The organism is Microcoleus sp. BR0-C5 (assembly GCF_036705045.1).
Classification (GTDB): Bacteria; Cyanobacteriota; Cyanobacteriia; order Cyanobacteriales; family Microcoleaceae; genus Microcoleus.
The window spans coordinates 1-19,350 of record NZ_JAUBTR010000075.1 but is presented as its reverse complement, the minus strand read 5'-3'; the positions used below and the strand labels follow the sequence as shown (position 1 = coordinate 19,350).

General features: G+C 45.8%; 16 protein-coding genes. 6 read left to right on the top strand and 10 right to left on the bottom strand.

Going from position 1 to position 19,350, the window contains the following annotated elements; genetic code table 11:
* Nucleotides 1-78: 78 nt before the first annotated feature.
* Complete coding sequence (locus tag QUB08_RS26085) at nt 79-483, bottom strand: SH3 domain-containing protein (protein ID WP_333199388.1); 405 nt, start codon at nt 481-483, stop codon at nt 79-81.
* Nucleotides 484-1,119: 636 nt separating this feature from the next.
* On the opposite strand from QUB08_RS26085, the gene QUB08_RS26080 reads away from it, so the two are divergent.
* The 3 genes from QUB08_RS26080 (at nt 1,120) to QUB08_RS26070 (ending at nt 3,121) form a co-directional block, all read left to right on the top strand.
* Complete coding sequence (locus QUB08_RS26080) at nt 1,120-1,611, top strand: molybdenum cofactor biosynthesis protein MoaE (protein ID WP_333228440.1); 492 nt, start codon at nt 1,120-1,122, stop codon at nt 1,609-1,611.
* Between the two features lie 122 nt (nt 1,612-1,733).
* A complete protein-coding gene (locus tag QUB08_RS26075; protein WP_041622468.1) occupies nt 1,734-2,393 on the top strand; it encodes a sigma-70 family RNA polymerase sigma factor in 660 nt (219 codons plus the stop codon).
* 140 nt (nt 2,394-2,533) lie between these two features.
* Nucleotides 2,534-3,121, top strand: a complete 588-nt coding sequence (locus QUB08_RS26070; protein WP_333228424.1) for a zf-HC2 domain-containing protein — start codon at nt 2,534-2,536, stop codon at nt 3,119-3,121.
* Between the two features lie 209 nt (nt 3,122-3,330).
* Here the strand turns inward: QUB08_RS26070 and QUB08_RS26065 are convergent, their stop codons facing one another.
* Nucleotides 3,331-5,817 (bottom strand): NACHT domain-containing NTPase, encoded by a 2,487-nt coding sequence (locus tag QUB08_RS26065; RefSeq protein ID WP_333228422.1) that lies wholly within the window; start codon nt 5,815-5,817, stop codon nt 3,331-3,333.
* 201 nt (nt 5,818-6,018) lie between these two features.
* On the opposite strand from QUB08_RS26065, the gene QUB08_RS26060 reads away from it, so the two are divergent.
* Both QUB08_RS26060 and QUB08_RS26055 read left to right on the top strand, forming a co-directional pair.
* Nucleotides 6,019-6,627 carry an ATP-binding protein gene (locus tag QUB08_RS26060; protein ID WP_333228419.1) on the top strand — a complete coding sequence of 203 codons (609 nt, stop codon included), beginning with the start codon at nt 6,019-6,021 and terminating at the stop codon, nt 6,625-6,627.
* 53 nt (nt 6,628-6,680) lie between these two features.
* The gene (locus QUB08_RS26055; RefSeq protein ID WP_333228417.1) at nt 6,681-7,397 is read left to right on the top strand and encodes a response regulator transcription factor; all 717 of its coding nucleotides are present in this window, start codon (nt 6,681-6,683) and stop codon (nt 7,395-7,397) included.
* 23 nt (nt 7,398-7,420) lie between these two features.
* On the opposite strand, the gene QUB08_RS26050 is transcribed toward QUB08_RS26055, so the two are convergent.
* A complete protein-coding gene (locus QUB08_RS26050; protein ID WP_333228415.1) occupies nt 7,421-7,825 on the bottom strand; it encodes a gamma-glutamylcyclotransferase in 405 nt (134 codons plus the stop codon).
* A 119-nt stretch (nt 7,826-7,944) separates the two neighbouring features.
* Between QUB08_RS26050 and QUB08_RS26045 the strand changes: the two genes are divergently transcribed.
* Entirely contained in the window at nt 7,945-8,544 is a 600-nt protein-coding gene (locus tag QUB08_RS26045; protein ID WP_333228413.1) for a glyoxalase-like domain protein, read from the top strand.
* Between the two features lie 147 nt (nt 8,545-8,691).
* On the opposite strand, the gene QUB08_RS26040 is transcribed toward QUB08_RS26045, so the two are convergent.
* From QUB08_RS26040 to QUB08_RS26010, 7 genes are all read right to left on the bottom strand, one after another.
* Nucleotides 8,692-9,969, bottom strand: coding sequence for a bifunctional sterol desaturase/short chain dehydrogenase (locus tag QUB08_RS26040; protein ID WP_333228411.1), 1,278 nt, complete (start codon nt 9,967-9,969; stop codon nt 8,692-8,694).
* 73 nt (nt 9,970-10,042) lie between these two features.
* Nucleotides 10,043-10,666, bottom strand: a complete 624-nt coding sequence (locus QUB08_RS26035; protein ID WP_333228409.1) for a restriction endonuclease subunit R — start codon at nt 10,664-10,666, stop codon at nt 10,043-10,045.
* A gap of 122 nt (nt 10,667-10,788) precedes the next feature.
* On the bottom strand, nt 10,789-11,685 hold the full coding sequence (locus tag QUB08_RS26030) for a polysaccharide deacetylase family protein (RefSeq protein ID WP_333228407.1): 897 nt from the start codon (nt 11,683-11,685) through the stop codon (nt 10,789-10,791).
* A 260-nt stretch (nt 11,686-11,945) separates the two neighbouring features.
* Complete coding sequence (locus QUB08_RS26025; protein WP_333228405.1) at nt 11,946-13,589, bottom strand: family 10 glycosylhydrolase; 1,644 nt, start codon at nt 13,587-13,589, stop codon at nt 11,946-11,948.
* A 464-nt stretch (nt 13,590-14,053) separates the two neighbouring features.
* Nucleotides 14,054-14,452, bottom strand: a complete 399-nt coding sequence (gene psb27 / locus QUB08_RS26020) for a photosystem II protein Psb27 (RefSeq protein WP_006631261.1) — start codon at nt 14,450-14,452, stop codon at nt 14,054-14,056.
* Nucleotides 14,453-14,599: 147 nt separating this feature from the next.
* Nucleotides 14,600-15,853 carry a DNA replication/repair protein RecF gene (locus QUB08_RS26015; protein WP_333228403.1) on the bottom strand — a complete coding sequence of 418 codons (1,254 nt, stop codon included), beginning with the start codon at nt 15,851-15,853 and terminating at the stop codon, nt 14,600-14,602.
* A 365-nt stretch (nt 15,854-16,218) separates the two neighbouring features.
* Nucleotides 16,219-19,038, bottom strand: a complete 2,820-nt coding sequence (locus QUB08_RS26010; RefSeq protein ID WP_333228401.1) for a cation-transporting P-type ATPase — start codon at nt 19,036-19,038, stop codon at nt 16,219-16,221.
* Nucleotides 19,039-19,350 lie beyond the last annotated feature (312 nt).

Below are 19,350 nucleotides of genomic sequence, written 5' to 3'. Positions count from 1 at the left end.
TTTAAAATAATCGTTACCCAGTAGGACCGGGTAACGATTAAAACTCTTTCTAGAAATGTAAATTGCTCTAGTTAAGAGTTAGGAAAGCCAGGACGCAGACACCCAGCCACCACCTTTGAGTTGGGCCCAGCCGTGTTTGTAACGACCGGTCAATTTTACGTGGTCTCCATAATATAACTTGCCGATTACACCAGAACAGCTACTGGGGCGGTGGCGGATATTCAGTCGGCCGCCATTCGTGACAACTTTGGCGTAGCTGTGATGGCTGTGATGAGCGCGATGGCCACAGTGTTTGCGGTAGCAACCTGCAGCCTGGGCTTCGCCACCGACACTCAGAACAGATAGGGCTACTGCCATACCTGCAACGCCTATCCATGCAGAATTAGGAATTTTCAAGCCCAGTTGGTCTAACGACTTGACTTGGAGTTCGGACTCTGGAGATTCATAAGCAACAAAAGAGTGGCTCAATGCTAGTGCTTCCATAGTTTCCTCGTGATTGTTGTTAACATTTGTTGGTGCAGACTCAGGTCGAAACCTCAATTAACAGCCCAAACCATTAACTTATGTTTCAGAAAAGGCACAAGAGGGCGTTATGGTCTTGCTGTTGCCAAGTATCCGCCAATTTGCCTGAACCATGCACAGGTATATCATGTCATTGATGTAGCTTTCCGGAACAAAAAAATAAATAAAGTTTACATCGACTGCTAACAATTTTGCCGACGCGGATCAGAACTCCGGGCAGAATTAAACTTAACTGTGTCCTTACAAAGGGAACGAAGTTATCGATTGGGGTGGGGAATGGCTTGTACTGAGTTGCGAATGACACTACTTATTTTGGTGCTTATTTATTGAATTGCTACAGCAATATCGGCAGTTAATTCTATCGAACAAGCATCCGGCTTGTCTTCAAGCACGATCTTAATTTGCTTCGGGCCAGTCATAGTGTAGCCGATCGCACTCGTGCAGAAGTTCGGGCCGATGGCGTCACGCTCTTACGCGTGCTACGAGATGGGTCTAAAAATTAGCCTCCCTGTGTCCCCGACAAGAATGCAAGACCAATCCATCGCGACTTGATTTGTGTCAAGATCAATTAACTTATCCAGCACCTCTTCTTTGGCAATGAACTCCTTCGCTGCACTTTCGATCGGCACAATTCCTCAACGCCATGAATCCGACAGCTTCGCCATTACCTTAGCGCCGCTGTCTGTAGAGGAAATATACGCTTTGGCAGATGACCCCGCGAACGGAGCCGTGGTAATGATGAGCGGTACAGTCCGCAACCAAACTGACGGTCAAGCTGTAGTTTCCCTAGAATATCAAGCCTACGAACCGATGGCCGTGCGAGTATTCCAGCAAATTGCTACTGAAATCCGCCGCCAGTGGGCCGATGTCAATCGGGTCGCTATTCACCACCGCGTCGGACACTTGCAGGTGGGCGAAATCAGCGTACTGGTGGCTGTTGGCTGTCCCCACCGGGACTCAGCCTTTGCAGCTTGCCAGTACGCCATAGATACGCTCAAACACAATGTACCGATTTGGAAAAAGGAACATTGGGCAGACGGTTCTAGCAGTTGGGTTAGTATTGGAGCGTGCGAGGTTGTCGGGCATTAGTAAGCAGTCAGCAGTCATTGACTGTTTGATGACTGAAGCTGATCGCAGTTTCCGAGCGCGGGAACCAATCGGGATCTGCTAACGTCAAAAAGTGTGGAATGTTCGATGAGCCAATTCCACCGATGAGCGACTTTATTTCCGTGTCCTGGTCTGCGGTTGTGGCGACCGTTCAAAGAGTGCAATTGCCAGCCGAAAAACTCTCTAATTATGACTTGGTGTTGCGGTGTCAGGAAGGAAATCGACCTGAGACCACGGCTTTTTCAGAACTGTTGAAGCGGTATCAGTCCCACGTAGACAGGGTTCTCTATCACTTGGCCCCTGACTGGCAAGACCGAGCAGACTTGGCTCAGGAAGTGTGGATTCGGGTCTACCGCAATATTAACCGTTTGCAAGAGCCTGTTAAATTTCGGGGCTGGCTGAGCCGCATCGCCACTAATTTGTTTTACGATGAGTTGCGGAAGCGCAAGCGGGTGCGAACTCCGCTGTCGCTGGACGTACCCCGTACTCTGGAAGATGGCGAGGTTGATTGGGAAATTCCGGCAGACAGTCCGGGGCCTGATGAAGATTTGACGACGAGAGAATTTTACGACCAGTTGCGGGTGGCGATCGCAGATTTGCCGGAAGTATTCCGCACGACGATTGTTTTGAGAGAAATAGAAGGTTTAGCCTATGAGGAAATAGCCGAAATGACCGGAGTTTCTCTGGGAACTGTCAAGTCGAGAATTGCTAGAGCTCGCCAAAGATTGCAGTTGGAATTGCAAAAATATCTCGATGGTAATTAGCAAGAGTAATTTCAGAGGCGGGTTAAGAAGATTTGGTGAAGTTTGCTGTGACATCAAAACTTATCTTTTAAAATATAAATAAGCAGTAAATCATTCTAATAGCGAGTGCGTGATTCCCCAATTAGAGCAAGTCTGAAATTATGAGTGGTAACTTTGAATCCGATAAAAATCAGAATCAGCAAGGCGTGGGGGATTCACTCGCTGAAACTCAAGTTAACAACAATTATGCCCAGGGCAATGTAACTACTATGATGCGCGATCGCTTTGAATTGCTAAGTGCCTACCTCGACGGTGAAGTGACGGCGACAGAACGCCGGCAAGTTGAGGAGTGGCTGACAAATGACCCCACTACGAAGCGTTTGTACTCGCGACTGCTGATGATGCAGCAGAGTTTTCAGGCAATGCCGGTGCCTGCTGCAGAACAATCGGCCGAGGAGTTGGCGACGAAGGTTTTGCAGCGGGTGGAACGCAAGCCGAAACAAACTTGGATTTTGGGTGGAGGTGCGATCGCAGCTTTGTTGGTTGCGGTGGTGTCTGGTGTCGGTGGCGGCCGCCAATTGTTTGCTCCTCAGTTTGCTCGATCGCCCGTTCCTGCTGAATCAGACGGTTTGATTATGGCTTTGAACGAGCCTCTGGTGGAGATGGTTAATCCCAACGATTTGATGCTTGGGGTGAATGCACCGATCGTGGAGATTCCCAAAGTTGGTGTAGCAACCCCTCAAAAGTAATTGCTAAAGGCGCAGTAGGATTGCTGTTTTGAACAATAACGAAAGTTGCTAAGCTCCCTAAAAAAGGGGGCTTTTTACTGTTTTTTCCAGTTTTTTAAGGTGGATAGATCCTTTGACACTTTCCTGGCTTTGAATGACGAATTGTGGGGCGATCGCATCTTAATATCGGAGTAGGTAGCTAGTGGAGTTAGAGCGCGCGATCGCACTTGTCACCAGTTTTTTTTGATTTTGGCGATCGGCAATAGCAATGTCTCCTCAATTTCCTGCCGCACAGTAGGAGATACATTAGAAGCACTATTGAGGCAATATACCAGCAATTTATTAGCATCGTAATACTTCCTCAGCAATGACTTCTGCTGTTCGCTAAATTGCCAATCGTGACCTATATTGCGATATTTAATCATCACCTCTCTTAATTGCTGAGTCCAATCTTGACCTTTAGCTTTCCACCACTCCCGCTCCATTTTCCACCACGCCTGCATTTTGTAGGTATATGTTGAATCATATAGTTGTTTTTTGAGTTGTTGTAGCGATAGCTTCAATTCAGGTTCCAGATTCAAATTCATAGTAAAGACAAGGATAGAGATCAGATTGCGAGCTGACGCAGCAGCATAAACATAGGAAATATTAAGGTCAAGTGCATAGAGCATTCCAAGATCAAGAAGAATATCAGCAGTCAAATCAGAATCGCGTTCATTTTCAGAAGAAGAAGAAGAAGTATTGTCAGAAAAAGAAAAAGAAGTAAAGTCAAATAAAAAAAGTCTCAAAGGTGGTCTAAAGGTATGGTCAATGGCATAACCAAGGCTATGGATCAAACTTATGTCAACCTCCAAGTGAGGACTAGGGTTACTAACGCGCTCTACCTCTCTACCCATATAAAAAGCGCGGATAGCTGATATTTTATAGGGTTCATTAACGGAAATAGATTTATTTCTTACCCACACTAAGAACTGCTGTAACTGCTCGTCCTCAGCGACCAGTCCATCAACTTGTTGTTTCATTAACAGTAAAAAATCATCAGCTTTTTGCAACATTCCAACTGCTAACAACAAGACTTCTCGCCAACGCTTATCGGTGATGTGAATGACCAGTTTTTCTAAAGAGTGTGCCTCATAATTGTCAACAATTGCTTTGGCAGTAAAATACTCTTGGAAAGTCAGATGGGAAAACGAGTAAATCCCCCTTGCCCTCTCCACTAATAACCCATGTTGTGCCTCGATCGCCTTCAGCACAACCTCACTATCCATTTCCAACTGAACGCGGTCAGTTTTGTCATCCCGTAAGTTAGCCAGATAATCGGCAATCAATTGCTGAACTGTGTTTTTTTCAAAAAAGTAATCGCCCCGATCAAAAGTAATAGCTGCCACAAAAGCAAGTAAGTTTTTTTTGCGGCAAAAATTCAAATCGCGATAAACTTCATCTCGTTGAATACCTCTACTTTCATCCCATTTTCTGAGCATAATTTCCATTCCTTCCTCATATAACTTGGCTCGGTTGGATGGAAAATCTGCTTTGGCTTGGAATACTAAACAAGTCAAATTCAACAAGATAGGCGTTACTGCCAGTTCTCGGATTTGCTGATTTTTATTCAGTTTTAGCTGCTCTACAAATTGAGATGCTAAAGCTTTCCCTGCTTCCAGATTCTGGGAAAATGCCACAAACCAATTGCGAGCGAAGGCAGCAATTTGCTCGCAATTAAAATCGGCTATCTCAACACAGGTAAAGGCTTCGTCGTGAAATCTGTACTTAGAAGCGGCAATTCTACAGGTAATAATAAACTGATTGTTGTAATACTTTTGGACAAACTGACGAATCTGTCTGACGACTGCATCGCTATCTGATTCTGGCACTTCATCTAAGCCGTCCAACAAAATCAGCCCTCTGCCTTGACTGAGTACAAATTCAGTTTGCGATCGCGCATCAACTCCGCAACTGGCAAATTCGTCGCTGATATATTCTAATAAGTCCAGATTAGCGATTTCAGCAAAGGTTTTCAGAGGGATAAAAATAGGTATTTTGTTGGCTTCAAATTCTGAGCGATCGCACTGAATGGCAATGTGTTTCAAAAAGGTAGTTTTACCTGAACCCGGTTTGCCGAGTACCATCAGTTTAGAGTGAGATTTCACCGCATCCAATCCAGGGACTCGTTTCTGGCGTACTTTACCCAATCCCAATCGGTTAAAGTTATCCGCATCTGGGTTGAAGTCTCTGAGTAAATCGCTAATTTCTCCCGGCTGCCAACTGGTAATTTCCTCCAAAATGTTGACTTCAACGTAGAGGTTGCTGACATCAACGGGCTGTGCAATATCCAAGAGTTGCATTTTGCTGTAAAGCTGTTGGATTTTGCTATGGCATTTTTGCCGGATCTCTTCGACTACCGAATTAATGTCTAAATTCGGTGGCTGCGGATTTTCTGGTCGAGGACGATCGACAATTTCTTCCCAATTCAACTGCAAAACCGTGCAGAAAGCCTTGAAAGCATGGGCTTTAATGGGTTCTCTTCCTCCTAAAAAACGCCTCCAAGTTGGCAGCGAGAGGCCATCGGCATAGGGCCCGGCTTCTGTCCAAGTTCGATCGGGATCTAATTTTTGACTAGCTTCTACTAGCCATCTGGGGTCTTCTATAGTCGATCCCTTTTCTCTTCTAGCTTGCTTAATTTTTACTAATCCCTCCTCAGAGGCTTTGAGGGTCGTCATTATATAATTTACTTCTTTAATTGTCAATGTCTGTTTTCGATCAGTTTAGCGATCGCAAACTGAGTTTGTCAAGACCCCAGCAACAAAGAGAAAATGATCCTGACAGCAACTGCACGGCATAGGGGAAAAGTCCGGCATAAATCCTGCAAAATTAACCCTTCAGAATGCCACTCTCTTGTGTCTCTAAAAATCACCTATTAAATGATGAGAAAGGATAGCAACATGAGAAATAATATCAATGAAATTCCCTCACGTGGAATAGGCATAAAACTTATTAGCAAAATTGCCGATAAGCTCAGCTATACACGCACTTCTGACGAGCGAAACTGTCTGTCAATTGTCAAATATTTTCATCCAGGTATAATACCGCCCCAACCTCCCCCTCAATCTGGTTATTTGAAGCAGACAATTAAATTTTTGAACGCCTTTATTTGGGGTTTGCAAAAGCAACAAAATCACCAATTTTCTCAAACTTATAACCAGCCCATTAAAACTATTCACCTTCAACTAAATACTGACCTCAAGAGTGTTACCCAAGTTTTATGGTGGGTCGAGCAGTTAGAGTATCTACCCATTCCCGAAGCAGTTTTGCAGCAGTGCAAACTTGCTACGATAGAAGGGTTTACAAATGTTGTTCGCCACGCTCACAAAAATCTGCCTTTTGAAACTCCGATCAACCTTGAAATAACCGTATTTAACGAACGCCTAGAAGTCAAGATTTGGGATATGGGAGAGCCTTTTGACCTCCAAGCTAAGTTAATTGAAGAATTGCCAGTTATTTGGAGCGAGCTGGGATTTATGCTTGACTAAAGCTGTTATGTAATTGCTAACTTTCAATTGACAATAAAAATATCTTTTTTGTGATGACTACTGATACTTCTCCCAAGATTCTCGTTGTGGATGATGACCCATCCATCCGCACTCTAGTTCATCGTTTTTTAAATCAGAAATATCAAGTAGATTCGGCAGAAGATGGCGAGACGGCTTTAGAATTGTTTGAGGAATTCAAGCCAATGCTAGTAGTTCTCGATTGGAATTTGCCGGATACTACAGGCTATCATCTTTGCCAGGAAATGCAGCGCCGTACTAATGTTTTTGTGGTCATGCTAAGCAGCCGCACAGACGAAGCCGATCGACTTAAAGTCCTGTCTGCCGGTGCTGATGACTATATCTGCAAACCCTTTGGTTTGGCGGAGTTAGCAATTCGGATCGAAGTTGTGTTGAGACGGATGAGGCCTGTGAATCCATCACGGATTGTATTCGATCAATTTGCGATCGATTCAGCGCGTCGGGAAGCAACACTCAACGACCAAATTATCACGTTAACAACCTTGGAATTTAAGATATTGTATTTTTTGGCCAGTCATTCTGGTCAATCTTGGAGTCGCCAACAGCTAATCGAAAAAATTTGGGGGTGGAACTGCAACGACACAGGAGAAGAGAAAGTTGTTAGCGTACATATCAGTCAGATTCGCAAGAAAATGATTGAAGTTGATGCTACTGGATCGCAGTTCATTAAAACTATTCGGGGTTACGGTTACAGGTTTGAGCCACCTTCGCCCCCTGCAATGGCAATTTAGTAAGCTTATCGGCATTAATCACCTTATTTGGTGAAAAACCTATTTTCCCACCTGCCGTCGGGCAGCCAGATGCCTCCTAGAGAACGAACGCGATCGGGTAACATGAAGTAAGCCCAAGCCGTGCCTAAAGGTTTGAGGTGTCGATCGAAGATTTCGATTTCCTGCCGCTGATATTCGTTTTGTGTCGGTTCCCGCAGGGGATGATAGTCTTCCAATCGGTCTAAATCGTCCAAAATAGCCGAATTTGCGAAACAGAGGAGAAAACCGCAGACTGTGCCATCTCCGGCCATCATCGCAGGATAGCCGATCGGCAGGGCAAAAAGTTGACCGCGGGCGATCGCGGGGCAAGCATCCACAACTTTTCCTTCGCAGTAGCGGAGGTAGTTGGACTCCCCCGGTTTGAGAGTGCCGTAGACAAAGACTTTCATCGGGTAGGGCCTAACCGCTAGTTTTTGCTAACATAGATGGCTAAGCTAATAGTTTAAGTCTCGCGGGCGATCGCGACTGCAATCTTGATAAATTTCGTTGTTTACCTTTCTTATAATTCATGACTCTAGCAGTTAGTTTTATTGCTTTTGGACTTCGGCCTTTGTACTTGAGCTCTTTTTTGCCGTTCCTGCCCCTTGACAGCTTGTTTTCGACTCAAGGGATTATGGTGATGCTGCTGGCCGCCTATGCGGGGGCGATGTGGATGTTTCTCACCAGTGCTCCGAAGGTACACACGGTGATGGTATCGGATCTCGGGCAAGCGAGGGAGTTCTATGAAGGTATGCTAAACCTGCCAGTAGCAGAAGTGCCGCTGCACTACTACTACAATTACGAGCAAACTTTGGGCACAACAGGTATCGATCCGCTGTATTTGTCGCCGAATGTCGGGAGGGCAACGAGTTCTCAAACAATGGGGAGTCCCGAGGGTTTGTGGTATCAGTTGATGAAAAATACCCAACTGCACATTATTAGCGGGGCCGGTGTAGGCGAAAAAAATCGCCCGCGTCACGTTTGTTTCGATCGCGATTGTTTGGATCAGCTATTGATGAGGGTACAAACTCGCGGCATTAGTTATAAAATTCGCCGGGAAAAGCCGCTGAATTTTTTGGTCAAGGATTACGATGGCCACGTCATTGAAATGGCTGAGGTTAGTAATTAGATAAGACTCGGCGGTTGAAACCGATCCTAGACAAACTTTGGTCACTGCAGAGAGCGACTAAAAAATAAAATGGGTATTAAAGCCTAATTTGGTATTACATCCCAAGTTAGAAACCCGGTTTATCTAAAAAACCGGGTTTCTTGTTCATTAATGAATCTTAGATTCAACGCTAGATTTTTCAGAAGCCGCAGCTTCCTTTATCTCTGAAATCGCTTTCCGGCTGAAAATTTGGAAGTAGAGGGAAACAAAAAACTCTTTGACTGGAAAAATGATAAAAGTCAAAGGATTAATTGTGACGATGATATTGCGGGCATCAGCTTTAGCTTGTTTGACAACTTGCTGCGCTACCCAGTCGGGAGACATGATGCCGATCGGGTTTAAGTTGCTTTTAAACGGCCCTAAAATCAGTTTGCGAACTATGCAGGGCGCGTCTAGACGCCGCAGGGTGACTAAATCTCCCAAGGCGCGTTTGCTGAGTTCGTACAGGGGACTGACAGCGGGAATTACTTCTGCTTCGGAAGTGTTGATCCAGACTTCTTTGCAAGCAATGTTTTCGTTAGTACGGACTGTTAAGAAAAAGAGTTCCATCAGCCGCCACGCGGAAAAAGTGTTAATTTCGTATGATTTTGCGATCGCCTCTCCTGTTCTTTCTCCCTGTACGTTAATCCCGTGATTGATTACAAGAATATCGATTTTTTCTAACAATAGGGCTAAGTCTGCCTCTTGACCAGCTTGCCAATTTACGGTTTTTACAGGTAAATTTTCGCCGTCTAAATTGAAAGTAATTTCCTCATTTCCAGAGGAGAGGGCGATCACTTTTGCACCAGCTTTGTGCAGGTGTTTGAGTAGCAAACGCCCTAAAGTTCCCGATGCACCGGTGACGGCTACAGTTTTGCCTTTGAGAGAAAGTGCTGTACCCATAAGTTTATCTATTAAGGTGAAAGTACCGCAATAGTAAGCATTTTGATTGTCGAAGTGGTGCCGCCAGTGATAAGGTTTATTAACTAACCACTTGCCAGGGGGAGTAAGGAAGTCTCCCGGTTGGTGGGTGATGTCGGTTAATTCGTCTGCGCCTTTGATGCCGCACCCGCGGGCGATCGCGCTCAACAAAAAGCCTAAAGTATAAATACAACCGGCTGCTGCGCCCCAGTGATATTCCGGCAGCCCAAAATAAGCTACAACCCACAGCAACAAGCCCAAAACCATCATCGCCGCAGCTTCGGGCACGTCGTGACGCCAGTGTGCTTGCTTGTAAATTGTCTCGCTGACGGGGGTCAAATTCGGGCGGAAAACGCGGTGATGCCAAGTGTGCAGCTTTTGCAGGGGTGCCCAATAATGGGACACGACGTGATAAAAGTCTCGTATTATTTCTGCCCAGCAGACAGAAGCTATTGCCACAGCGCCGACTATCGAGTAATTTACCATGCTCGCACCAGTTTGAAATTTGAGATATTAGATATTGTCTGCTTTGAAAGATAACTCAAAATGGCTTTTATTGCTAGTCTGGCAGTTGACTCAGGCGTTTTAAAATCTGCAAAACTCGGTACAATTCATTGCCGGGATTGGAAATAACAAATTCCGCCGATCGGGCATACTGGGGAGTTTCCCCTCTAACTAACTTGACAAAATTGAAATTAGCACCTGTGGCAATCATCCCAAAAGTAGGAGTTTCTGGGTTGGGATCTGCCAGCATATATGTCAGGAGTTGGGCAAGTGCTTCGTCAGTTGAAAACGAAAGTTGTTTGGATTCAATTACTGTCACCCACAAGTTTGCTTTCATAATTAGGATATCTATTCTGCCTTCGATGATTCTGCCTTCGTCTTCCTCTTGAATAGCGATCGACTTTTCGGCTTTGACTTGAAAAGGAGACTCATACAGACCCGCAATAAACAAAATGGGGCTGATGATTGTTAGCTTGACTGCATTTTCCAATACAGGCGGGGTGTCTACAAAGTTGAAGTATATGTCTTGGACGCGATCGAGCAATTGTTTTTCTGAGTCGGTTACTTCGGGCAAGTTTTCTTGCCATTCTCGGAAAAATTCGCTCTTGCGAACTCGCTGCAAGCCGAAGTTATCGATTAGATAGCGGAGGTTGATATCTCTTGATTGTAGTTTTTGCATTATGATTTATAAAGGCTTTTATGGTTATTAATAAGTTTAGCATAATTTTAATTATAACCGCAGATGAACGCAAATGAACGCAGATGAAATTCTGAGTAAGTTAATTTGGCCCAGATGTCTGTTCATTGGGATTTGCGAGCGGCAATTCGCTGTTTTTGCGCTGCTTGCATTTCCAGCAATTGCGGTACGGTGACAAAACGATATCCCTGCTGTTTGAGTTTGGGAATAATTGCCGATAGCGCCTCGACTGTTTGCTGGCGATTTCCGCCGCCGTCGTGCAACAATACGATCGCCCCTGATGTCGCTTGGGATAGCACGGTACGGGCGATCGCAGCGGCCGGAGGTTGCAGAAAGTCTTTAGGGTCGATCGACCACATCACCACTACATAATTCTTCTTTTGAGCGTAACCTGCTAAGCCGTTATTTAAGCGCCCGCCAGGAGGGCGAAACAAGAAACTTTTTGCCCCAGTCGATCGATAAATATGAACACCAGTATTATCTATTTCATCTGATGCTGTTTTTTCGGTAACATTGTGAGAATAGTGATGCCATGTATGATTGCCGATCGCATTTCCCGCTTTTACTACTTGCTTCGCAATTGCTGGATACTCTCGCAAATTTGCACCCAAACAGAAAAACGTGGCAATAACCTGATGTTTCTGCAAAACTTCTAATATTTTCAAAGTTTCAGGCGTTGGGCCATCGTCAAAAGTCAGGGCGATAACTTTTGAGTTGTTAATACTGGCTTTATAAACGATTTGGCTGCGAAATTGCGCGGGCGGTGCGAAGACTAAAGGTTGTTCGGGAGGTTTGGGAGAGGGAGTTGCGAGGGGAGAAGGGGGTGTTTTTAGTTTTGGGGGTTTCAGGAGGTTTGGAGGCGGATTTTCAACGGGTGCGATCGGTATTAGCGGATTTGAATTGGCGGTTTTTCGGTTTTCCCACAACAGGGAAATTGTGAGGCTCAATCCGATAAGTAGAACGGTTTTAATTACCGATTTTTTATTGCGTTTGCGACTCATCAGGTATAGGATTTATTTTGAACAATCTCATTATGCCTGCTTCTGCTAGCTTAAAAGTTGGGTAAATTATTTTTTTTTCAAAAGGTCGATCGCACTCAAGTAAGACTTAGGCCAAAACCGGGTTTTATTAGGCAAATCACTCGTGATTCGCCGCTGATTCCCATAGAAAAACCCGGTTGATTGCTCAAAAATCTACCCTTTCCGGCTCTTTCCCCGACCAGAAAACAAGATGATGACACCCTGTGCGTCCAGGAATGTATCTACAATCGGCAAGTTTGCCGCGCCCTTTCATCCTCCGGTTCTTGCCACCCAAAAGCAAAATGACTTACCGCATTAATTTGCGGCGTCGCCGAGCGAATTGCCTGCATTTGAATCTCCAAAGACGGCCGATTTTTGAGAGGTTTTCCCCAATCTCCAGCAATGGCAGGAATAATTTTTGCTCCCGCAGGCGCTAAACTTACAGTCCGCTGCACTTGTGGGACAATGCAGCTTACATCCCCGCAATTTCCGTAAGACATGGCGTGGAATTCTACAGCAGCCGGAAAGCTGTCCCAAGGCTGCAATCTCGAATCATATCCCCCTTGATTTATCGCTTGATTTGCAGTGGGAAAAAACACTGCTCCTACAGGAATTCCCATCCTTTGAGCTGGCTGAATAGCTAGTCCAAAAAAATCTAAAATCCCTTGGACGGCGTGAGCAACACTCAGTTTCCACAGGTCTTTTTGCAGAGTGCCGGTATCGGGAAGCCGCGGTGTCGGTTTTGGTATGGGAGTTGCAGGGTTTGGCTTGTTTGGGGCGGGATTTGTTGAGGCTGATCTTGATGCGGCATTCTGGCTTCTAGAAGGTGGAGTTGCTACTGACATCGCCTGCGGAATTCGGCCCTGCCAAAGAGGTTCTCGCTCAGTTGGATACTGTTTGACTACTGCTTGAACGTCAGTAGTATTGATAAATCCTTTAGTCAAATATCGCTGAATTAAATCTCGCCCTTGCTGATTGCTAGCCCGCTGCAAAAGAACTTGCTGCGATGCTGGGCCGTAAATCCACAAGTCTTGAACTTTGGTAGCAACTGAAGCGGGCCCGATGCCCCGTAGATAGCGAATGTAGTCGAATAACATTCCTTGTGGCTTGCGCTTGACTATTTGATTTACTAACAAAGTATAGTCTTGCCGTGCTTGTGGGTTGTACGGATCGATAAAGGCTTGATTGCCCGGAACTTCTCCGAAGTCCTCGTTAATTGCAGCGTCTTCACTTACTATTAAACTTGTCTGATTTTTACCGTTTATAGCGAGGGTTTGCTGTCTGTCTGAACGCTGAGCATAGCTATAGCCAAAGTTCATGGTAAACAACCAGGCGTATACTTTTAAACCTCGCTGTTTACCTTTGGCGATCGCCCTTTCTAACAAATCGTATTTCTCGTAACCGCGATTTCTCACAACAGAAGGCCAAGCCGTAGGATTGTCGGCTGCTGGGAGCAGCACTTGACCATCGTAAAACACTTCGACATAGACTTGGTTGTAGCCTTTATTCACAACTTTGTCTAATACTCGATCGAGTTCTCCGGGTCTGACATCGCAGGGATACAAACGCAGCCAAACTGCTTGGGTTTCGGGCCAAGTTTTTTGGCGGCATTCTGCTATTTCCCGCGCGTGTTTGTTCAAAACAGCAAAATATGCTTGCTGAGATTCCCGTTTTCCTGACAGGGCGGCGCGGCGCAAGTCTTCTTTTTGATTGACCTGTTCTGGGGATAATTGGCAATAGGCTGATGTTTGGGCAAAAGCTGGTTGATTTCCGATAAACGGCCAAACAAGCTGGCTGATGAAGCTACTGGTTAAAACAGCAGTTACCGCACTTAAAAAGCGTCGCTGGTGTTGAAAATTCGCGATGCGAGTTGGTGCAATTTTCATGGGAGAATTGAATGGGGTTTTCTGGTTTAAATTGGGTGGTGATCGCATTTTTGCGCTCGCCCTCAACAAGCAGCTACAAATTTTCTACTTTTTTCGGTTGACCTAGTTATGGCACAAGTCGATCGCACAATGCAAATTCTATCTGGTGGCTATTTAAATTCAATAAGGCCGGGCAATATAAGACTCGGCGGTTGAAACCGCTTCTATACAAACTTTCGTCCGCCTAAGCGTTGGCACGCAGGCACGCTTAGGCGGACTCAAAAATAAAGGGGGTAAAAAGTCCGGCTTTGATATCATATCCTGTTCGATTTTTCAGTCTTTTTTCCCTAAATGCTGCATAAAAAAGCGCCTGGATACAGTGGGCGCTAAAAGCAGTTGATATTTCTACTAAAAATTGTTAACACTCAAATATCAAGGATGAAAGATGAATCATTAAAATTTATCCTTGATCCTAAATTTTGAGATTAAGCTCCTCTGTTAAGAGCAGCTTCAATCTGCTGAAATTCTGACTCAAGACGCTTTTTCAATTTTTCAGGAACGGGACGGTTTGGATAGGAACTGTAATGTCCTGCCAAAGAGTTTAATGCCGTCCGCATTGTTGTGAAAGAGGCCAGCTTGGTAAGAGCGGGATCGCGGCGGTATGCAGCAAAAAAATCGTTGATACTTGTGCGAGCAGCGGCTTGAGCGGCTGCTTTTTCCGGCGCGCCCTCTGGCAAAGTGAGCGCTGTTCTCAAGCTCTTCACTAATGCTAATGTGTCTTGGCCATAATCTCCACTCAGAGTGGCTGGAACATTGGTACAGCCCGCTACGCCGATGACAACAACTAATACCAGGGCTAACAGACGGGAAATGTAATGCTTCATAAGGGTTAGAAAAATGGAAGCGAAAGCTGCAATGAAAATTAACCTTTATCCTATCTCGAATTGAGCTGATAATGCCAATTTTTCAAAAATTTTGCACCTTTACCATGAAAAAGAAAATTTGTCAATCTAAAATCTAAAATCTAAAATCTAAAATCGATTGATTTGTCCAGCAACGACGGAGAGAATTTGGGTTTGTCGCAGCCACTGAGCATCAAAAGCGCCTAGGTGAGTTGTAGTAATCAAAGTTTGAAATCGTTCTTGAATTGTTTCTAAAAGTTGATTTTGGCGGCTCAGATCGAGTTCTGCAAGTACGTCGTCGAGCAACAGTAAAGGCGCTTCGCCGACGACTTCTTCAATAAGCTGCAATTCGGCTAATTTTAATGCTAATACCAGAGTTCGCTGCTGACCTTGGGATGCGTATTGACGAGCTGGGGTATTGTTAATGGTAAATGTAATGTCGTCGCGGTGAGGGCCGACTAAAGTGGTTCCTTGAAACTGTTCGGCGATCGCCCTTTTTTGAATTTTCTCTAAAAACGCTTGCCGCACTCCTTCGAGATTGTCTTTAGCGATAAATTCTGAACTTACTTCAATATTAGCATCGTATTTCACATCTAAAACTTCTGCTGAACCGCTGATTGAACCGTGCCAATTTCGAGCTAAAGGCATCAAGCGCTCCAAAATTCGATCGCGCCTGCGGATGACGCGAGCGCCCGCTGTCGCCAACTGCGCGTCCCACAAAGCTAATTCTGAACTGGGAATGGGGAATTGGGAATGGGGCATTGGGCATTGGGCATTGGGCATTGGGAATTCTGCGATATTTTGGTTTTCGGGAGTTTCAGAGCCGATAAATCGCATTTTGTCAAAACTGTCGGAAAATTCCGCTTTCCTGATTTCTTTAGAACGTTTCAACAGAGCGTTTCTCTGGCGTAAAATTTGGTTGTACTGCTGCAAAATGTGAGCATAAATCGGTTCTAACTGGATGACTAGGCGATCAATCCAATTGCGCCTTCCTTCGGGCCCACCGCGCACTAAGTCCAAATCCAAACAAGAAAATTGCACTACATTTAAGACGCTCAAAAAGTCTAAATGGCGGCGCAGCGGTTCACCATTGAGCTTCAGTGTTCGACGCGCCCCAGAGCGAAGAGTTAAAGCTAAGTCGATCGGTCCGGTTTGACGTTCGAGTGTAGCATCAATTTGCCCGATCGGCTTTGAGTCGAGTATTAAATCGCGATCGCGCCCTACCCTGTGGCTTTTTAATGTAGAAAGCAACTCTACCGCTTCTAACAAGTTAGATTTTCCTTGAGCGTTATTTCCTACTAAAATGGTTTTGGGAGCGTCAAAGGCTACCTTTTGATCGAAGTAGTTCCGAAACTGCCGTAGGTGCAGCGTTTTCAAATACATAATATTAGTAATTGGTGATTGGTAATTGGTGATTGGTGATTGGTAATTGGTAATTATTTGTGGGATGGGCTTCTAGCCCGTCCCGGCTAAAAGCCTGAACCACGTTGATAAGTAGTTATACATTTAAATTGTATATTCGGGGCGGGCTAGAAGCCCAACCCCTACTCCCCACAAGAGTTTGATTAATTCTTGACACACAATTTAAATTTAGAACACCTTGAACTGATTGCCAATCGCGAATCTATACAATAGCAATTTTCACGGAACCTGGCACTCGCAATCACATTCTAGTATTGAAAACAGCGCCAAATATTAGCTAGATAACGAATAATGAAACATCGCTCATTATCCGTCAGCCATTAACACTATTTTCTAGATTTGTACCAGCGCACAAACAGTTTTTCCATTTCGATCCAGACAAACATCAGAGCGCTGAAACCGAAGCAAACCAGCAACTCAAATCCCGTTAAATAATGAGTGCCGAAAAAGGCTCTCAGCGGCGGAACGTAAATCAGCATTAATTGCAGAATAGTAGTCACAATTACAGCCCCCCACACAAAAACATTAGTGAAGGGATTTAACTCGATAGTTAGCTGAGTGTTAGACCGAATTGCGATCGCGTGACCCATTTGTGCCAAACAAAGAGTTGTAAACACCATTGTTTTCCAAGCATCTGGATCGCCGTGCCCGGGAGTGTGAGTATATCCGTAAGCCCAGGACATCATCGCGATCGTCAAAATTGCAAAAATAATCCCGACCCGAATCATGTAAGAACCCAAACCCCGCGCAAAAATACTTTCTCGCGGACTGAAAGGAGGCCTTTTCATCACGTTCGGTTCCCCCGGTTCCACCGCCAAGGCCAAAGCGGGAACGCCGTCTGTTACTAAGTTCATCCACAAAATTTGCAGCGGCGTCAGCGGCACTCCTCCCAAACCCATTAAAGGTGCGGCCGCAATTGTCAAAACTTCGCCGATGTTGCTGCCCAAAATGTATTTAATAAAGCGGCGAATATTGCTATAAACCACTCGCCCTTCTTCAGCGGCGGCGACAATAGTTGCGAAGTTGTCGTCGAGGAGCACCATATCGCTAGCTTCTTTGCTGACATCGGTGCCGGTAATCCCCATTGCGATGCCGATATCGGCTTGTTTCAAGGCGGGGGCGTCGTTAACTCCGTCGCCGGTCATGGCGACAAATTTGCCCCAACTTTGTAAAGCTTGGACTATTCGCAATTTGTGTTCGGGGGAAACGCGGGCGTAAACGCTAACCTGTTCGACTTGCTGTTTGAGTTCTTCTTGGCTGAGCTTTTCTAATTCTTGACCGGTGAGAACTCGATCGCCCTCTGTTGCAATACCTAAATCGTAGGCGATGGCTTTTGCTGTCAACTGGTGATCTCCTGTAATCATCACCACCCGAATGCCTGCATCGCGGCACTTCACCACGGCTTCCCGCACTTCCGGCCGCGGGGCATCCAGCATACTGACGAGTCCCAGCCAAATCATGTCTTGTTCGCTGGTTTCCTCAGAACCTTCGGGCGGCAGGTTTTCCCAGAGTTTGTACGCAAACCCGAGGACTCGCAAACCGCCGCTTGCCATGTTGTTGTTTTCCGCGAGGATGCGATCGCGCATTTCCTGGGTTAAAGGTTGTACTCGATCGCCGACTATAATGCCTTTGCAGCGTTCCAAGGTCAACTCGGGAGAACCTTTGGTCAGCATCAAATAATTCGGCTGCTGTCCTGCTTCTGCGGGAAATCCCGAATGTCCCGATCGGCCGGGAACTTCGCAAATCACGCTCATCCGCTTGCGTTCGGAAGAAAAAGGAAATTCCGCCGTCCGCGGCAGCAATTGAGACTGTTTTTCCTTATAAATGCCTGCTTTTCCGGCTACACAAAGCAGAGCTCCTTCTGTGGGGTCGCCTAAAATCTGCCATTCTTGCTGTTCTTGTTGCAACACTGCGTCGTTGCAAACTGCACAGGCAATTAATAAAGATTCGAGTTCTGGATATTCCTCTAAATTATTAATTTTGGCCGATGTCAGGCGATCGGTAAAATCTCCGATCGGCGCATAGCCAGATCCTGCGACGGCGACAGTGCAGTCGCCCGTAGATACTAGCTGAACTACCATTTTATTTTGAGTCAGAGTACCTGTTTTGTCAGAACAAATGGTAGTTACCGAGCCCAAAGTTTCTACCGCAGGCAGTTTGCGAATCAGGGCGTTTCGCTTCACCATCCGCCTAGTTCCGAGTGCCAGAGTGACTGTCACGACTGCTGCGAGTCCTTCGGGAACTACAGCCACAGCCATGCTTAGAGAAACTTCTAACAACTCTTCAAACCTGCTGGTATCGAACCCGATGCCGCCGTTTTGGAAGGTAATCATGCCGCCGATGACGACAATTGCGACTAAGGTTAGGGCACCGGAGACAAGAACATTTCCCAACTGATCCATCCGCTGTTGCAGGGGAGTCGGTTCGTTTTCTACTGACTGAAGCATGGCGGCAATTTTGCCCAGTTCAGTTTGCATTCCGGTGTTGGTGACGATCGCCTTTGCTCGTCCCTGAACAACTTCTGTCCCTTGAAAAATCAGGTTGAGTCGATCGCCCAAGGAAGCATCTTCTGGAAGTTCTAGCTCTGCTTGCTTGGTGACTGCTAGAGCTTCTCCTGTCAAAGCAGATTCTCTGACTTGCAGATTTGATGTTTCGATCAAGCGTGCGTCTGCTGCTATTTTTACCCCAGCCTCCAACAGCATTACGTCTCCGGGTACGAGTTCCTTGGCGGCTATTTCCGAAGTTTTGCCGTCCCGCAGGACTCTGACTAGGGGGGAAGCGAGGTTTTTAAGGGCTGCGAGGGCTTTTTCAGCACTTTGCTCTTGGAAATAGCCGAGAATGCCGTTGAGTATGACGATCGCAAAAATGGCGATCGCATCTTTGGGAAAAGTATTCGATTTGATGTCCAAGAATCCAGAAATCACGGCCACACCAATCAGCATCAACAACATGATGTTGGTGAACTGATCGACAAAAATCGACCACGGACTGCGGCCTCCTGTTTCTTCTAGTTCGTTGGGGCCGTATTGCTGCAAGCGTTCTGACACCTGTTGGCTGCTCAAGCCAGCGTCTTTGTTGCTGCTTAGCTGCTTGAGAGTTTGGTCAATTGCTACGGTGTGCCAAGAAGAGGGAGAATTTGAAGACATAAGTTACGATCGATCGTGGGGCATAAAGGTGGTTGTGGCCGGACAGCTACAGCCGATCCATCTGGCTGATTACAGTGAGAGAGTTTTAAGTTTTGAGTTCTGAGTAAAAAACTGTTTAACTTGCGACTCGTTTTGGGCGGTTCGATGCCGGGGAAGCAAAAAGCTTTTAACTTCACTGCGTCTGGCGGCTTGATCGCGCCGTTTGTAGACCTACCGCTGATAGCACTTATCCACCTTACCAAAAATAATGGGTTTAAAGCCCCGTCCTTCTAGGACGGCTTTCTTTAACTGTGGTATACTTACGCTAGTTAT

Coding starts and splice junctions, on each gene's coding strand:
- QUB08_RS26070 (WP_333228424.1), top strand. CDS start 2,534: ATGAGTGGTAACTTTGAATCCGATAAAAATCAGAATCAGCAAGGCGTG.
- QUB08_RS26085 (WP_333199388.1), bottom strand. CDS start 483: ATGGAAGCACTAGCATTGAGCCACTCTTTTGTTGCTTATGAATCTCCA.
- QUB08_RS26080 (WP_333228440.1), top strand. CDS start 1,120: ATGAACTCCTTCGCTGCACTTTCGATCGGCACAATTCCTCAACGCCAT.
- psb27 (WP_006631261.1), bottom strand. CDS start 14,452: ATGAAGCATTACATTTCCCGTCTGTTAGCCCTGGTATTAGTTGTTGTC.
- QUB08_RS26050 (WP_333228415.1), bottom strand. CDS start 7,825: ATGAAAGTCTTTGTCTACGGCACTCTCAAACCGGGGGAGTCCAACTAC.
- QUB08_RS26060 (WP_333228419.1), top strand. CDS start 6,019: ATGATGAGAAAGGATAGCAACATGAGAAATAATATCAATGAAATTCCC.
- QUB08_RS26075 (WP_041622468.1), top strand. CDS start 1,734: ATGAGCGACTTTATTTCCGTGTCCTGGTCTGCGGTTGTGGCGACCGTT.
- QUB08_RS26040 (WP_333228411.1), bottom strand. CDS start 9,969: ATGGTAAATTACTCGATAGTCGGCGCTGTGGCAATAGCTTCTGTCTGC.
- QUB08_RS26055 (WP_333228417.1), top strand. CDS start 6,681: ATGACTACTGATACTTCTCCCAAGATTCTCGTTGTGGATGATGACCCA.
- QUB08_RS26045 (WP_333228413.1), top strand. CDS start 7,945: ATGACTCTAGCAGTTAGTTTTATTGCTTTTGGACTTCGGCCTTTGTAC.
- QUB08_RS26035 (WP_333228409.1), bottom strand. CDS start 10,666: ATGCAAAAACTACAATCAAGAGATATCAACCTCCGCTATCTAATCGAT.
- QUB08_RS26015 (WP_333228403.1), bottom strand. CDS start 15,853: ATGTATTTGAAAACGCTGCACCTACGGCAGTTTCGGAACTACTTCGAT.
- QUB08_RS26025 (WP_333228405.1), bottom strand. CDS start 13,589: ATGAAAATTGCACCAACTCGCATCGCGAATTTTCAACACCAGCGACGC.
- QUB08_RS26065 (WP_333228422.1), bottom strand. CDS start 5,817: ATGACGACCCTCAAAGCCTCTGAGGAGGGATTAGTAAAAATTAAGCAA.
- QUB08_RS26030 (WP_333228407.1), bottom strand. CDS start 11,685: ATGAGTCGCAAACGCAATAAAAAATCGGTAATTAAAACCGTTCTACTT.
- QUB08_RS26010 (WP_333228401.1), bottom strand. CDS start 19,038: ATGTCTTCAAATTCTCCCTCTTCTTGGCACACCGTAGCAATTGACCAA.